The following is a 17,025-nucleotide window of genomic DNA, read 5'->3' as shown; positions in this document are numbered from 1 at the left end:
GCCAACCCCTTCCCGGAGAGCTGAGAGCACGTGGCTGACGAGGACAAGCTTCGCGACTATCTCAAGCGGGCCATCGCCGACGCGCGCGATGCGCGCAGGCGCCTGCACGAGGCCGAGGAGAAGCAGCACGAGCCGATCGCGATCGTCGGCATGGCCTGCCGTTACCCCGGCGGTGTGACCTCGCCGGAGGACCTGTGGCGGCTCGTCGCGGACGGTGTCGACGCGGTCGGCGACTTCCCCGGCAACCGGGGCTGGGACCTGGACGCGCTCTACGACCCGGACCCGGACCGCACCGGCACCTCCTACTCCCGGCGCGGCGGGTTCCTGTACGACGCGGACGAGTTCGACCCCGGCTTCTTCGGGATGTCCCCGCGCGAGGCGCTGGCCGCCGACCCGCAGCAGCGGCTGCTGCTCCAGACCGCGTGGGAGACGTTCGAACGGGCCGGCGTCGACCCGGGCACCCTCCGCGGCAGCTCCACCGGTGTGTTCACCGGTGTGATGTACAGCGACTACGGCTCCCGCGCCCTGCTGCCGCCGGACGGCTTCGAGGGCTACCTCTTCAGCGGCAGCGCCGGCAGCATCGCCGCCGGGCGCCTGGCCTACACGTTCGGTCTGGAGGGTCCGGCGGTGACGGTGGACACGGCGTGCTCGTCGTCGCTGGTCGCCCTGCACCTGGCGGCGCAGGCGCTGCGCGGCGGCGAGTGCGACCTCGCGCTGGCGGGCGGTGTCACCGTGATGTCCACCCCCGTGGCGTTCATCGAGTTCTCGCGGCTGCGTGGTCTCGCGCCGGATGGCCGGTGCAAGTCGTTCTCGGCTGCCGCGGACGGTACGGGGTGGTCGGAGGGTGTGGGGCTGCTGCTGGTGGAGCGGTTGTCGGATGCGCGTCGCAGGGGTCATCGGGTGCTGGCGGTGGTGCGTGGGTCGGCGGTGAACCAGGACGGTGCGTCGAACGGTCTGACGGCTCCGAACGGTCCCTCGCAGGAGCGGGTGATCCGCCAGGCCCTGGCGAACGCGGGGCTCCAGCCGGGGGACGTGGACGCGGTGGAGGGCCACGGCACCGGCACCACCCTGGGTGACCCGATCGAGGCACATGCCCTGCTGGCCACCTACGGGCAGGGGCGGTCGGAGGATCGTCCGTTGTGGCTGGGGTCGTTGAAGTCGAACATCGGTCATGCGCAGGCGGCTGCGGGTGTGGGCGGGATCATCAAGATGGTGGAGGCGATGCGGCACGGTGTGCTGCCGCGGACGCTGCATGCCGATGAGCCGTCGGAGCACATCGACTGGGATGCGGGTGCGGTGCGGTTGCTGACCGAGGCGCGGGAGTGGCCGGAGGCCGGCGCCCCCCGGCGCGCCGGTGTGTCCTCGTTCGGCTTCGGCGGCACCAACGCCCACGTCATCGTGGAACAGGCGCCGGCCGGGGAACCGGCCGACGACCCGGCCGAGGAGCCCTCCGCGGCACCGGCGGATCCGGTCAGGCGGCCGTCCGTGCTCGCGTGGACGGTGTCGGGTCGGGACGAGGAGGGTCTGCGGGCGCAGGCGGGGCGGTTGGCGGAGTTCCTGGCCGGTCGGCCGGACGCGGATCCGGTGGACCCGGTGGACGTGGGGTTCTCGCTGGCGACCACGCGCGCTGCTCTGGACCACCGCGCCGTGGTGGTCGGTGCCACTCGTGAGGAGCTGCTTGCCGGGTTGGCGGGGTTGGCCCGGGGTGAGCTGGGCTCTGGTGTGGTGGCCGGTGGTGTGGTGCGTGGTGGCCGGGTGGGGTTCGTCTTCACCGGTCAGGGTGCGCAGCGGGTGGGTATGGGTGAGGAGTTGTATGGGGCGTTTCCGGTGTTCGCGGAGGCGTTCGATGCGGTGTGTGCGGTGTTGGATCCGTTGTTGTCGCGTCCGTTGCGTGAGGTGATCGCTTCGGGGGGTGGGCTGGATGAGACGGGGTTCACTCAGCCTGCGTTGTTTGCGGTTGAGGTGGCGTTGTTCCGGCTTGTGGAGTCGTGGGGGGTGCGGCCGGACTTTGTTGGGGGGCATTCGATCGGTGAGGTGGCGGCTGCGTTTGTGGCGGGGGTGTGGTCGCTTGAGGATGCGTGCCGGTTGGTGGCTGCTCGTGCGGGGTTGATGCAGGAGTTGCCGTCGGGTGGTGCGATGGTGGCGGTGGAGGCTGCCGAGGATGAGGTGAGCGCCCTGTTGGTGGGGCGTGGTGGGGTGGGGATCGCGGCGGTGAACGGGCCGCGTGCGGTTGTGGTGTCCGGAGAGCGGTCGGTCGTGGAGGAGGTTGCTGCGGCGTTCTCGGAGCGGGGGCGGCGTACGCGTCGTCTGTCGGTGTCGCATGCGTTCCACTCGCCGTTGATGGAGCCGATGCTCGCCGGGTTCCGGGAGGTGGCGGCGGGGCTGGAGTACCGGGAGCCGGTGATTCCGCTGGTGTCGGCACTGACCGGTGCTCTCGTGGAGCCGTCGGAGGTGACGGATGCCGAGTACTGGGTCCGCCACGTCCGCGAACCCGTCCACTACGCCCAGGCCGTACGCACCCTGGCGGCCGAGGGCGTCACCACCCTGCTGGAACTGGGCCCGGACGGCATCCTCACCGCGATGACCGCGAACGCCGTCGAGAACCCGGACGCGATCCTGGCCGTCCCCGCGCTCCGCGCCACCCAGCCGGAGCCGAGGACGCTGCTCACCGCGCTGGCCCACCTGTACACCCGGGGCGTCCGGGTGGACTGGGCGGCGTTCCACGCCGGAACCGGCGGACACCGTATCGACCTGCCCACCTATGCCTTCCGGCGCGACCGCTACTGGCTGAGCCCGGCCGTCCCGGCCACCGACGCGGCAGGCCTGGGCCTGACCCCGACCGGTCACCCGCTGCTGGGCGCGGCCGTGCGGCGGGCCGACGGCGCCCACACCCTCTTCACCGGCCGTCTGTCGCTCGCCACCCACCCGTGGCTGGCGGACCACGCGCTGCACGGTGTGGTGGTGCTGCCGGGCACGGCTCTGCTGGAGCTGGCGGTCCGGGCGGGGCAGGAGCTGGGCTGCGCGCGGGTGACCGAGCTGACCCTCGCCGCGCCGCTGGTGCTTCCCGAGCGCGGCGGTGTGCAGGTGCAGGCCGTGGTCGGCGCACCGGAGCCGGACGGCCGCCGCAAGATCGACGTGTACGGACGCACCGAGGCGGACACCGGCCTCGAACAGCCGTGGACCGCGCATGCGACGGGATGGCTGGCGGCCGGGGCCCCCGAGGGACCCGAGGCCCCCGACGCGCCCGCCGCCCCCGGTGCCCATGACCTCCCCGACGACCTGGTGGCCTGGCCGCCGGCCGGGGCGGCGGAAGTGCCACTGGACGACGCCTACCCACGCCTCGCGGACGACGGCTACCAGTACGGGCCGGCGTTCCAAGGGCTCCTGCGGCTGTGGCAGGACGCGGGAGGGAACCTGTACGCGGAGGTGGCCCTGCCGGAGGACCAGCGCACGGCGGCGTCCGGCTTCGCCCTGCACCCCGCGCTGCTGGACGCGGCACTGCACCCGTTGCTGCCCGGCATCCTGGCCGAGGACACGCCCAGCCGACTGCCGTTCGCCTGGTCGGACGTGGACGTCAGCGCCACCGGCGCCACCGGTCTGCGGGTCCGGATCGCCCCGACCGGGCCCGATACGGTGTCGCTGACCGTCGCCGACGACACGGGCACGCCCGTGGCCGCCGTCGGGTCCCTGACGCTCCGGCCACTGTCGCAGGACGCACTGCGCGCCGCCGGCGGCGCCACGCCCGACCGGCTGCTGCGGGTCGACTGGTCGCAGCTCCAGGGCCCCGGGACGCCGGGCCCCGGCCCCGACGCGACGTGGGCCGTGCTCGGCGACGACACCCTGGGCCTCCCCGGCGCCCAGGCCGTCCCGAGCCTTGCCGCGCTCCCGCAGGAACCGCCGGCCACGGTGGTCGTGCCCATGCTGCCGCCCACCGACGCCGGTTCGGACGCCGGCGCAGACGCCCAGGCGGACACCGACGTTGCGCTGGCCGCGCACACCGCGCTCAGCGAGCTGCTGGCGCTGGTGCAGGGGTGGTTGGCGGAGGAGCGGTTCGCCGGTGCGCGGTTGGTGGTGGTGACGCGTGGCGCGGTGGGTGTGGGTGTCGAGGGTGCGGGCGTCGAGGGTGCGGGTGTCGAGGGTGCGTGGGGTGGCCTGTCGGATCTGGCTCATGCGGGTGTGTGGGGTCTGATCCGGTCGGCGCAGACCGAGCATCCCGGTCGCTTTGTGCTGGTGGATGTGGAGGAGAGGGCGTCCGCGGATCTGCTGGTCCGGGCCGTGGTGTCCGGTGAGTCGCAGGTGGCGGTGCGTGGTGGGCGGTTGTGGGTGCCTCGGTTGGCGCCGGTGCCGGTGCCGGTGCCGGTTTCTGTGGGTGGTGAGGTGCCGTCGTGGGGTGAGGGGACGGTGCTGGTGACGGGTGCGACGGGTGCGCTGGGTGGGGTTCTGGTGCGGCATCTCGTTGCGCGGTATGGGGTGCGCCGGTTGTTGTTGGTGAGTCGTCGGGGTGCGGAGGCGTCGGGGGCGGCGGTACTGCGGGATGAGCTGGCGGGGTTGGGTGTGGAGGTCTCGTTCGCGGCGTGTGATGTGGCGGATCGGGATGCTCTGGCTGGGGTGTTGGCGGGTGTTCCGGAGGAGTTTCCGTTGCGTGTGGTGGTGCATGCGGCGGGGGTGGTGGATGACGTGGTGGTGTCTGCGTTGTCGGGGGAGCGGTTGGAGCGGGTGCTTCGGCCGAAGGTGGATGCGGCGTGGAATCTGCATGCGTTGACGTGTGGGGGTGAGCTGTCGGCGTTTGTGTTGTATTCGTCGTTGGCCGGGTTGTTGGGTACGGCGGGTCAGGCGAACTATGCGGCGGGTAATGCGTTCCTGGACGGGTTGGCTGCGTACCGGCGTGGGCTGGGGTTGCCTGCGGTGTCGGTGGCGTGGGGCCTGTGGGAACAGGCCAGCGATCTCTCCGGGCATCTGGGGGAGACGGATCTGCGGCGGTTGTCGCGGCTGGGTCTGCGTCCGTTGGCGTCCGATGACGCGATGCGCCTGTTCGACGCGGCGCAGACCGCCGACGAGCCCGTCCTCGCCGCCACCGGCCTGGACACCGCCGGTCTGCGCACCGGTGACCCCGCGCCGATGATGCGCGGCCTGGTGCCCGCGGCCCCGCGCACCGCGCGGTCCGCCGCCCCGGCCCCGGCCGACGGCACACCCCTGGCCCGCCGCCTGTCGGCGCTCCCCCCGGAGGAGCGGGAGCGAGCGGTGACAGAACTGGTGCGCACCCAGGTGGCCGACGTCCTCGGGCACACCGGGCCGGGCGCTCTCGACGCCGAGCGGCCCTTCCAGGACATGGGCTTCGACTCCCTGACCGCCGTCGAGCTGCGCAACCGCCTCGGCACCGCCACCGGACTGCGGCTGACGACCACGCTCGTCTTCGACCACCCGTCGCCGGCCGCCCTCACCGGCCACCTGCTGGAGCGGATCTCCGGGGAACAGGCCGCGTCGGCGGCCGTGCGGGCGGTCGCCGGTCCGTCGGACGAGCCGATCGCGATCGTCGGGATGGCGTGCCGTTTTCCGGGTGGTGTGTCCTCGCCGGATGATCTGTGGCGGTTGGTGGCGGACGGTGTGGACGCGGTGGGGGAGTTCCCGGCGAACCGGGGTTGGGACCTGGAGGCGCTGTACGACCCGGACCCGGAGCACCTGGGTACGTCGTACGCGCGGCATGGCGGGTTCCTGTACGACGCGGACGAGTTCGACCCCGGCTTCTTCGGGATGTCCCCGCGCGAGGCCCTGGCGACCGACCCGCAGCAGCGGCTGCTGCTCCGGACCGCCTGGGAGACGCTGGAGAACGCCGGCGTCGTGCCCGCCACCCTGCGCGGCAGCCGCACCGGCGTGTTCACCGGTGTGATGTACCACGACTACGGCTCGGGCCCCGGCCATGTCCCCCAGGACCTGGAGGGCTACCGGGCAGGGGGCAGCGCGGGCAGCGTCGCCTCGGGACGCGTCTCCTACACGCTCGGTCTCGAAGGTCCGGCGGTGACGGTGGACACGGCGTGCTCGTCGTCGCTGGTCGCCCTGCACCTGGCGGCGCAGGCGCTGCGGCAGGGCGAGTGCGACCTCGCGCTCGCCGGTGGCGTCACCGTGATGTCCACCCCCCAGGCGTTCGTGGAGTTCTCGCGGCAGCGGGGTCTCGCGCCCGATGGCCGGTGCAAGTCGTTCTCGTCGTCGGCGGACGGCACCGGCTGGTCGGAGGGCGTGGGCCTGCTGCTCGTGGAACGGCTGTCGGACGCCCGGCGCAACGGTCACCGGGTGCTCGCGGTGCTGCGCGGGTCCGCGGTGAACCAGGACGGCGCGTCCAACGGCCTCACCGCACCCAACGGCACCGCACAGGAACGCGTCATCCGGCAGGCACTGGCCAACGCCCGCCTCCAGCCCACCGACATCGACGCCGTCGAGGCACACGGCACCGGTACGACGCTCGGTGATCCGATCGAGGCGAATGCGCTGCTGGCCACGTATGGCCGGGGGCGGTCGGAGGATCGTCCGTTGTGGTTGGGGTCGTTGAAGTCGAACATCGGTCATGCGCAGGCGGCTGCGGGTGTGGGCGGGATCATCAAGATGGTGGAGGCGATGCGGCATGGTGTGCTGCCGCGGACGCTGCATGTGGATGAGCCGTCGGAGCACATCGACTGGGATGCGGGTGCGGTGCGGTTGCTGACCGAGGCGCGGGAGTGGCCGGAGTCGGGGGTGGGGCGGCCGCGCCGGGCCGGTGTGTCCTCGTTCGGGATCAGTGGCACCAACGCGCATGTGATCGTCGAGCAGGGCGATCCCGAGCCCGCCCCCACCGCCACGCCCATCCCCGACGAGCCGTTCCCCGTCCCGTGGACGGTGTCGGGCCGGGACGAGGAGGGCCTGCGGGCGCAGGCGGGGCGGTTGGCGGAGTTCCTGGCCGGTCGGCCGGACGCGGATCCGGTGGACCCGGTGGACGTCGGCTACTCACTGGCGACCACGCGTGCCGCTCTGGACCACCGCGCCGTGGTCCTCGGCACCACCCGGGACGACCTGCTCGCCGGTCTCACGGCGCTGGCCCGGGGCGAGCAGCCCACGGGCGTCGGCGCCGGCCTGGTGGCGGGCGAGGTGGTGCGTGGTGGCCGGGTGGGGTTCGTCTTCACCGGTCAGGGTGCGCAGCGGGTGGGTATGGGTGAGGAGTTGTATGGGGCGTTTCCGGTGTTCGCGGAGGCGTTCGATGCGGTGTGTGCGGTGTTGGATCCGTTGCTGTCGCGTCCGTTGCGTGAGGTGATCGCTTCGGGGGGTGGGCTGGATGAGACGGGGTTCACTCAGCCTGCGTTGTTTGCGGTTGAGGTGGCGTTGTTCCGGCTTGTGGAGTCGTGGGGGGTGCGGCCGGACTTTGTTGGGGGGCATTCGATCGGTGAGGTGGCGGCTGCGTTTGTGGCGGGGGTGTGGTCGCTTGAGGATGCGTGCCGGTTGGTGGCTGCTCGTGCGGGGTTGATGCAGGAGTTGCCGTCGGGTGGTGCGATGGTGGCGGTGGAGGCTGCCGAGGATGAGGTGAGCGCCCTGTTGGTGGGGCGTGGTGGGGTGGGGATCGCGGCGGTGAACGGGCCGCGTGCGGTTGTGGTGTCCGGAGAGCGGTCGGTCGTGGAGGAGGTTGCTGCGGCGTTCTCGGAGCGGGGGCGGCGTACGCGTCGTCTGTCGGTGTCGCATGCGTTCCACTCGCCGTTGATGGAGCCGATGCTCGCCGGGTTCCGGGAGGTGGCGGCGGGGCTGGAGTACCGGGAGCCGGTGATTCCGCTGGTGTCGGCACTGACCGGTGCTCTCGTGGAGCCGTCGGAGGTGACGGATGCCGAGTACTGGGTCCGCCACGTCCGCGAACCCGTCCACTACGCCCAGGCCCTGCGCACCCTGGCCGGGCACGGTGTCACGACCTTCGTCGAGATCGGCCCCGACGCCGTACTCAGCGCGCTGGCCGCCGGCACCCTCGACCCCGGCGACGACGGCACCGAGCACCTGGCGGTGCCGCTGCTCCGCCGCGAACGCCCCGAGCCCGGCACCCTCCTGCACGCACTGGCGCTCCTGCACACGCGCGGCGTGCCGGTCGACTGGGCGGCGTTCTACGCGCCCACCGGCGCCCGGCGCGTCCCCCTGCCCACCTATGCCTTCCGGCGCGACAGCTACTGGCTGACCCCGACCGCCGGCACCGCGGCGGGACCGGGGCTGAGCCCCACCGGCCACCCACTGCTGGGAGCGGCACTCCCCCTCGCCGGCAGCGACGACCTGGTGTTCACCGGGGTGGTCTCGGCGAGCACGCACCCGTGGCTGGAGCGGCACACCGTGCTCGGCAACGTCGTCCTGTCCGCCGCCGCCCTCGTCGAGACGGCCGTACGGGCCGGTGACGAGGTGGGCTCCACCGTGCTGGAGGAACTGTCGCTGAGCGCGCCGCTCGTCGTGCCCCCGCAGGGGGCGGTGCAGCTCCAGGTCAGGGTGGGCGCGCCGGACCCCGAAGGGCGGCGCTCCCTCACCATGCACGCCCGTCCCGGCGCGGCACAGGGCGAGGCGCCCTGGACCGAGTACGCACGGGGCCTTCTCGGCGCCCCCACGACGGCCGGGCACGACCACGCCACGGCCGGGGATGACGACGCCATGGCCGGACACGACGACGCCGCGGCCGGGGACGACCACATCACGGCCGGGCACGCCGGCCCTGCGGACGGCACCGTCCGCGAGGTGCGGCTGCCCGCCGAACTCGCCGAGCAGGTGGGCCTGTTCGGGCTGCACCCGGCGCTGCTGGACGCCGTGCTCCTCGGCCACCCGTTCGACGCGGCCGCGGGGACCGTGGCCGTGCCCGCGGCCTGGCGCGGCGTACGGCTGCACGCCACCGGCGCCACCGCGGTGCGGGCCGTGCTGACCGGGACCGGTGAGCGCACCATCGCGCTCCGGCTGACCGACGACCGCGGCCGGCCGGTCGCCACCGTGGACTCCGTGACCTACCGGGACGTTCCCGAGAAGGAGTTCGTCGCGGCGGGCGGCGGTGCCGACGCCCCGGCGCGGACCGCGCACCGGCCCGTGCTCGACCGGGCGGAGGCGGACCCGGGCCCGGCGGACGGCGCCGGCTCCCTGGCGCGGCGGTTGGCGGGCCTGGACGACGACGCGCGGCACCAGGTCGTCCGTGACCTGGTCCGCACGGAGCTGGCCGCCGTCCTCGGGCACGCCGACCCCTCCGCCGTCAGCCTCCGGCACGCCTTCCAGGACGCGGGGCTCGACTCCATCACCGGTGTGGAGCTGCGGAACCGGCTGGGCGCGGCCACCGGGATGCGGCTGCCCGCCACGGTCGTCTTCGACCACCCGACACCCGCGGCGCTCATCACGTACCTGCTCGCGGAGGCCGCCGCCGGGCAGGACCCGGGCGGCCCCGGGGGCACGCAGGCCCGGCCACCGCTCCTCGCCCAGCTCGACTGGCTGGAGGCGACCGTCGCCGAACTGCCCGAGGAGGCGCCCGACCTGGACCGCACCATGATCGGCGCACGGCTCCAGACGATTCTGCACAGGCTGGCCCCGCCCGGGGCCGAGGAGGGGCCGGGGTCCGGCTCCGCGGACGCGGCGAGCCGGCTCGCCGCCGCGTCGGCCGACGAGATCTTCGACTTCATCGACACCGAGCTCGGCCGCGGGTCGGGCCGATGACGGCTCACCGGAAGGAGAGCGGGCAGCACATGTCCAGCGGGGAGAACAGGACCAGCGGGGGCCACGAGTCCGGCGGGGAGCGCATGTCCAAGGAAGAGAAGCTGGTCGAGTACCTGAAATGGGTCACCGCCGACCTGGAGAAGACCCGCAGGCGCGTCGCGGAACTGGAGGGGAGCGCGCAGGAGCCCGTCGCCATCGTCGGCATGTCCTGCCGGTTCCCCGGCGCGTCGAGCCCCGACGAGCTGTGGCAGGTCGCCGTCCAGGGGCGGGACGAGATCTCCGACTTCCCCACCGACCGCGGCTGGGACCTGGACGCCCTCTACGACCCGGACCCGGCACGGCCCGGCAGCATCTACATCCGCCAGGCCGGCTTCGTGGACTCCGCCACCCGTTTCGACGCCGCCTTCTTCGGTATCTCGCCCCGCGAGGCGCTCGCGATGGACCCCCAGCAGCGGGTGCTGCTGGAGACCGCCTGGGAGGCGCTGGAGCACGCCGGCATCGACCCGCTCTCCCTCAAGGGCAGCCGCACCGGCGTCTTCGCGGGCCTCGTCGAGCAGAGCTACCTGGACCTGGACTGCCCCGAGGAGTTCGAGGGCTACCAGATGACCAGCAAGCTCAGCAGCATGGCGTCCGGGCGGATCTCCTACGTGCTCGGCTTCGAGGGCCCCGCCATCTCCGTCGACACCGCCTGCTCGTCCGCGCTGGTGGCGCTGCACCTGGCCGCGCACTCGCTGCGCTCCGGCGAGTCCACGCTCGCGCTCGCCGGCGCCTCGTACATCGCCGCACACCCCGGCGGCTACATCGACGGCTCCCGGCAGCGGGGGCTGGCCGTGGACGGCCGCTGCAAGCCGTTCTCCGCGGCCGCCGACGGCATCGGCTGGTCCGAGGGCGCCGGGCTGCTCGTCCTGGAGCGGCTCTCCGACGCGCGGCGCAACGGCCACCGGGTGCTGGCGGTCGTCCGCGGCAGCGCCATCAACCAGGACGGCGCGTCCAACGGCCTGACCGCGCCCAACGGCCCCTCGCAGGAGCGCGTCATCCGGCAGGCGCTGGCCGACGCCGGGCTCACCGCCGGGGAGGTCGACGCCGTGGAGGCGCACGGCACCGGCACCCGGCTCGGCGACCCCATCGAGGCGCAGGCCCTGCTCGCCACCTACGGCCAGGCGCGGCCCGAGGGCCGTCCGCTGCTGGTCGGCTCGCTGAAGTCCAACATCGGCCACGCGCAGGCCGCCGCGGGCGTCGGCGGCCTGGTGAAGATGGTGCAGGCCATCCGGCACGCCACGCTGCCGAGGACGCTGCACCTGGACGAGCCCACGCCGCTCGTCGACTGGTCGGCGGGCGACGTCGAACTGCTCACCGAGAACCGTCCGTGGCCCGAGACGGGAGCGCCCCGGCGCGGCGCGGTGTCCGCGTTCGGGGCGAGCGGCACCAACGCCCACGTCATCCTGGAGCAGGCCCCGCCACAGGACGCGCCGCGGGCCCCGGCACCGGACGCGCCGCAGAACGCGCCGCAGAACGCGCCGCAGGCACCGGCGCAGCGGGCGGCGCAGACCCCGCCGCAGGACGCGGCCGGGTCCGCCGGGCCGCCCGCCACGGGCACCGTCCCCGCGGCAGGCGCCGCGCCCACCGGCACCACGGCCGCCGCGCCCGGCCGTCCGGCCCTGCCTACCACCGCCCTCCCGTGGCTCCTGTCGGCCCGGTCCCCCCAGGCCCTGGCGGCGCAGGCGGCGCGCCTGGCCGCACACCTCCGCACCGGCGCCGACGACGGCCCCGCCCGGGACCGGCCGGACGGACAGGCCGACGACCGGCCGGACGGACAGGCCGACGACCGGCCGGACGCCACCGCCCAGGACCGGCCGGACGCCACGGCCCAGGACCGGCCGGACGCCACGGCCCAGGACCGGCCGGACGCCACGGCCCAGGACCGGCCGGACGCCACGGCCCAGGACCGGCCGGACGCCACCGCCCACGCCCCGTCGGACGCCACCGCCCACGACCGGCGGGCCGACTCCGCCCGCGACCGGCGGGCCGACTCCGCCCGCGACCTCCTGGACGTCTCCTTCTCGCTGGCCACCACGCGCGCCGCGCTGGAGCACCGGGCCGTCGTCGTCGGCGGTGACCGCGCGGACGTCCTCGCGGGGCTCGACGCCCTGGCCGCGGACGAGCCCGCGGAGCACGTCGTGCGGGGCGCCGCCCGCGAGGTCGGCAGAACGGTGTTCGTCTTCCCCGGCCAGGGCAGCCAGTGGGCCGGCATGGCGACCGAGCTGATGGCCGCCTCCGAGGTGTTCGCGGCCGGCATCGCCGAGTGCGCCGCGGCCCTCGCGCCGTACGTGGACTGGTCCCTGGAGGATGTGCTGTCCGGCGCCGAGGGCGCGCCCTCGCTCGACCGTCTCGACGTCGTCCAGCCCGCGCTGTTCGCCGTCCATGTGTCCCTCGCCGCGCTCTGGCGCTCCTGCGGGCTCCGGCCCGCCGCGGTCGTCGGGCACTCCCAGGGCGAGATCGCCGCGGCCTGCGTCGCGGGCGGGCTGAGCCTCGCGGACGCCGCACGCGTGGTGGCGCTGCGCAGCCGGATCGCCCTGAAGCTCCAGGGCACCGGGGGCATGGGCGCGGTCGCGCTGCCGCGCGCCGAGGTGGCGGAGCGCCTTGAGAAGTGGGACGGCCGGCTCTGCGTCGCGGTCGAGAACGGGCCGACGTCCGTGCTCGTCGCCGGTGAGCGGGACGCCCTGGGCGAGTTCATCGCCGAGTGCGCGGCCGACGGCGCACGGACGAAGCGGTTCCCCACCGACTTCGCCTCCCACTCACCTCAGGTCGAGGCCGTCAGGGACGAGATGCTGGCCGCGCTCGCCCCGATACGCCCCCGGGCGGGCTCGGTGCCGTTCTTCTCGACGGTGACCGGCGACTGGCTCGACACCGAGCGCCTCGACGCCGCCTACTGGTACGCCAACATGCGGCAGCCGGTGGAGTTCGCACGCTCCGTACGGGCCCTGGCCGCCCAGGACTTCGGGGTGTTCACCGAGGTCAGCGCGCACCCGGTGCTCACCTCCTCGCTCCAGGAGAACCTGGGCGACGGCCCCGTCGTCACCGGCACGCTCCGCCGTGACGAGGGCGGTGCCGGCCGCTTCCTCGCCTCCCTCGCCGAGCTCCAGGTGAACGGTGTGGCCATCGACTGGGACGCCGCCTTCGCCGGTTCCGGGGCGCGGCGCGTCCCGCTGCCCACCTACGCCTTCCAGCACGAGCGCTTCTGGTTCTCCGCGGGCCCCCGGACGCTGGACGCCGCGGGGCTCGGCATGGCGGCGACGGACCACCCGTTGCTGGGTGCCGCGGTCGCGGTGGCGGGCTCCGACGAGACCCTGTTCAGCAGCCGGGTGTCGCTGCGGACCCACCCGTGGCTGGCCGGCCACACCCTCGCGGGCGGCGCGGTGCTGCCGCCGTCGGCGCTGGTCGGCATCGCGCTGCGGGCCGGCGACGAGACCGGCTGCACCACCGTGGACGAACTGGACGTCAGGACGCCGCTGGTGCTGCCCGCGCAGGGCGGGGTGCAGGTGCAGGTCAGGGTCGGCCCACCCGGTGAGCACGGGCGCGCCTTCGCCGTGCACGCCAGGCCGGAGGAGAGCGACGCGGAGTGGACCGAGCACGCCACGGGCCGGCTCAGCCTGCGTGGCCCCGCCGCCACCGAGCCGCTCACCCCGTGGCCGCCGGCCCACGCGACAGCGGTGGACCCCGCCGCCGGGTACGAGGAACTGGCCGGCGCGGGCCTGGAGTACGGGCCGCACCTGCGGGGGCTGACGGGCCTGTGGACCGCGGCCGCTCCGGACGGGCACGGGGAGAACCCGTCCGGGGAGAAACCGTCCGGGGTGGCCGGTTCTGCGGCGACCGGTTCTGCGGCGACCGCGTCCGCGGCGACCGGGTCCGAGGCGGTCGGCCAGGTGGCTGCCGGGCCCGAGGGCGTCGGTACCGAGGTGTTCGCCGAGGTGTCGCTGGACGAGCAGACCGCGGGCGACGCGGCCCACTACGGGCTGCACCCGGCGCTGCTGGAGGGCGCGGTGCAGGCGGCCCTGCTGACCGGCTCGGGCACCGGCACCGGCACCGGCTCGGGCACCGGCACCGGCGACGCCCCCGGGGCCCGGCTCGCGACCCGGTGGGCCGGTGTGCAGCTGCACGCCACGGGCGCCACGGCCGTACGGGCGCGGCTCGTCCGGGCGGGCGACGGAACGTTCTCGGTGCTGCTGACCGACCGCACCGGGCAGCCCGTCGCGACCGTCCGCTCCCTCACCCTCACCCCGGTCGCGACCGGGGCGCTCGACCGCGCCCGCGCCAGGAGCCACGACGCCGTCTTCCACACCGACTGGACGCCCATCGCCCTCGACGCGCCGCAAGCCCCCGTCCGCTGGGCGGCCCTGGGCACCGGCGGGTACGGCGACATCGCCGAACTCGCCAAGGCGGTCGAGGCGGGCACCCCGGTGGACGCGGTCCGCCACGACATCGGCTCGCCCGCCGTGTCCGCGGCCGCCGGTCCCAGCGGATCCGCCGACGGCACCGATCACGTGGCCGCCGCCCACCGGCACACCCAGCGTGTCCTCGCGCTGGCCCAGGACTGGCTCGCCGACGAGCGGCTGGCCGGGGTTCCGCTGGTGCTGGTCACCCGGGGCGCGGTGGCCGCCGGCGGCCGGCCGGTGACCGACCCGGCGGCCGCCGCCGTGTGGGGCCAGATCCGCTCCGCGCAGTCCGAGAACCCGGACCGCTTCGTCCTGGTGGACCTGCCGGAGGACGCACCGGCCGCGTCGGCCGCGTCGGCCGCGCCGAACGCACCCGGCGCACCGGACACCCCGTCCGCGTCGTCCACACCAGCCGCCCCGCCCGCCCCCGTTCCCCTGGACGCGATCGTCCGCTCCGGCGAGCCGCAGGCCGCCGTCCGCGCCGGGCGGGTGCTGGTGCCCCGGCTGCGCAGGCTCCCCACCGCCCCCGCCGCGACGCCGTCCGGCCGCTGGCGGCCCGGCGGGACCGTGCTGATCACCGGCGGCACCGGCACCCTCGGCGCGCTCTTCGCGCGCCACCTGGTGACCGAACACGGCGTGACGGACCTGCTGCTCACCAGCCGCCGCGGCCCCGACGCGCCCGGCGCCGACCGACTGGTGGCGGAGCTGTCCGCGCTCGGCGCCCGGGTCACCGTCGCCGCCTGCGACGCCGCCGACCGCGCCGCGCTGGCCGGGGTGCTGGCGGCCGTCCCGGCCGACCGGCCGCTGTCCGGCGTCATCCACGCGGCGGGCATCATCGACGACGGGCTGATCACCGGCGTCACCCCCGAGCGGCTGGCCGGGGTGCTGCGGCCGAAGGTCGACGCGGCCTGGCACCTGCACGAGCTGACCCGCGACCTGGACGTGTCGGCGTTCGTGCTGTTCTCCTCGCTCGCGGGCACCATCGGCGGTGCGGGACAGTCCAGTTACGCCGCCGCCAACACCTTCCTGGACGGCCTCGCCGAGTACCGGGCCGGACTGGGGCTCGCCGCCACCTCGGTGGCCTGGGGCCTGTGGGCGCAGAGCGGCACGACCGGCGAGTTGAGCGAGGCCGACATGGAGCGCATCGCCCGCGCCGGCTATCCGCCCATCCCGTCCGACGAGGGGCCCGCGATGCTGGACGCCGCGCTCGCCTCCGACCGGGCCGGCGTGGTCGCCGCGCCCCTCGCGCTCCCCGCGCTGCGCGAGCAGGCCCGTCTCGCGCCGGCGGTGCTGCGCTCCCTGCTGCGGGTGGCCGTCCGCCCCGCCGCCCGCAACTCCGGTGCGGCCGTGGACTCGTTCACCGCGGGCCTCGCGGGGCTGCCGGAGGAGGAGCAGCGCGAGCGGGTGCTGGAGGTGGTCCGCGCGGAGGCCGGCGCCGTCCTCGGGCACGGCGACCCCGGCACCATCGACGTCGACCAGCGCTTCTCCGACATGGGCTTCGACTCCCTGACGGGCGTGGAGTTCCGCAACCGCCTCGGCGCCCTCACCGGCCTGCGCCTGCCCACCACGCTCGTGTTCGACCACCCCACCCTGGCGGACCTCGCCGGATTCCTGGTCGCGGGGCTGCGCGGGAGCGCACCGGACGGCGCGGCCGACGGCACCGCCGTGGACTTCGCCGCCGAGACCCGCCTCGCCGACGACATCGTGCCCGCGGACGAGGTGCACCGCCTCGCCGCGGACCCGCGCGAGGTGCTGCTCACCGGAGCCACCGGCTTCCTCGGTGCCTACCTGCTGCGCGACCTGATGCGCGAGACCACGGCACGGGTGCACTGCCTGGTCCGCGGCCGCGACGAGTCGGACGCCCGCACGAGGCTCCGCGCCAACCTGGACTGGTACGGCATCGGGGACCAGATCGACGAGGACCGTCTCACCGTCGTCGTCGGCGACCTCGCGGAGCCGGCTCTCGGCCTGGCCGACGAGCACTTCGACACCCTGGCCCGGACGGTCGACGCCGTGTACCACGTGGGGGCCGCCGTCAACTGGGTCCAGCCGTACGCCACGGTACGGGCGGCCAACGTCGGCGGCACGGAGGAGATCCTGCGCCTCGCGGCCCGGCACCGCACCGTGCCCGTCCACTACGTGTCCACGCTGGGCGTGTACGTGGGCCGGGACACCGGCGGGGTGCCGCTGCGCACCACGGACCCGACCGGACCCGGCGACACGCTGCCCACCGGCTACACCCAGAGCAAGTGGGTGGCCGAGCAGCTCATCGAGCGGGCCCGGGAGAGGGGCCTGCCGGTGTCCGTCTACCGGATCGACCTGATCGCGGGCGACGCGGAGACGGGCGCCTGCCAGACCCGTGACTTCGTGTGGCTCAGCCTGAAGGGCATGCTGCAGGCGGGCGCGGTGCCCGGCGACATCCCCGTCACCTTCCGCCTGATGCCGGTCGGCTACACCAGCGCGGCCGTCCTGTACATCTCCCGGGCCGGCGCTGCCGGGGGTACGTTCCACGTGTGCAACCACGACGGCCTGACCCTCGGGGAGATGATCGACGAACTGCGGGCCGCCGGGCACCCGCTGCCCGAGCGCGACTGGGACACCTGGCGCGACCTGGTGTCCGGCGACCCCGACAACGCGCTCCTGCCGCTGCTCGACGCCTTCGAGGTGATGGCGGCCCGCCCCGACTCGTTCTACCCGCCCGTCGACGACACGGAGACGGCGGCGGCGCTGGCCGGCAGCGGCATCAGCTGCCCGCCCGCGGACCGTGCGCTGTTCCGCAGGCACGTCGACTTCTTCACCCGCGCCGGGTACTTCGAGCGCCCGCCGGCCGCGTGACCCCTTCGCGGGCCGCTCCCACCCCGGGAGCGGCCCGCGCCCACCGGAACGGAACCCTTCCGCCCCCCGTGAAAGGTCAGCG

General features: G+C 74.8%; 2 protein-coding genes. Both read left to right on the top strand.

Going from position 1 to position 17,025, the window contains the following annotated elements; genetic code table 11:
• Nucleotides 1-30 precede the first annotated feature (30 nt).
• On the top strand, nt 31-9,675 hold the full coding sequence (locus ACSMXW_RS12620; RefSeq protein WP_485806180.1) for a type I polyketide synthase: 9,645 nt from the start codon (nt 31-33) through the stop codon (nt 9,673-9,675).
• Between the two features lie 29 nt (nt 9,676-9,704).
• On the top strand, nt 9,705-16,943 hold the full coding sequence (locus tag ACSMXW_RS12615; protein ID WP_485806178.1) for a thioester reductase domain-containing protein: 7,239 nt from the start codon (nt 9,705-9,707) through the stop codon (nt 16,941-16,943).
• Nucleotides 16,944-17,025 lie beyond the last annotated feature (82 nt).

The organism is Streptomyces sp. DSM 116793, assembly GCF_057320905.1.
The sequence above is the reverse complement of the archived record's forward strand: the minus strand, read 5'-3'. Positions and strand labels throughout refer to the sequence as shown.

What these genes read in the sequence shown, in the direction of transcription:
- ACSMXW_RS12615 (WP_485806178.1), top strand. Translation starts at nt 9,705, where the DNA reads ATGTCCAGCGGGGAGAACAGGACCAGCGGGGGCCACGAGTCCGGCGGG.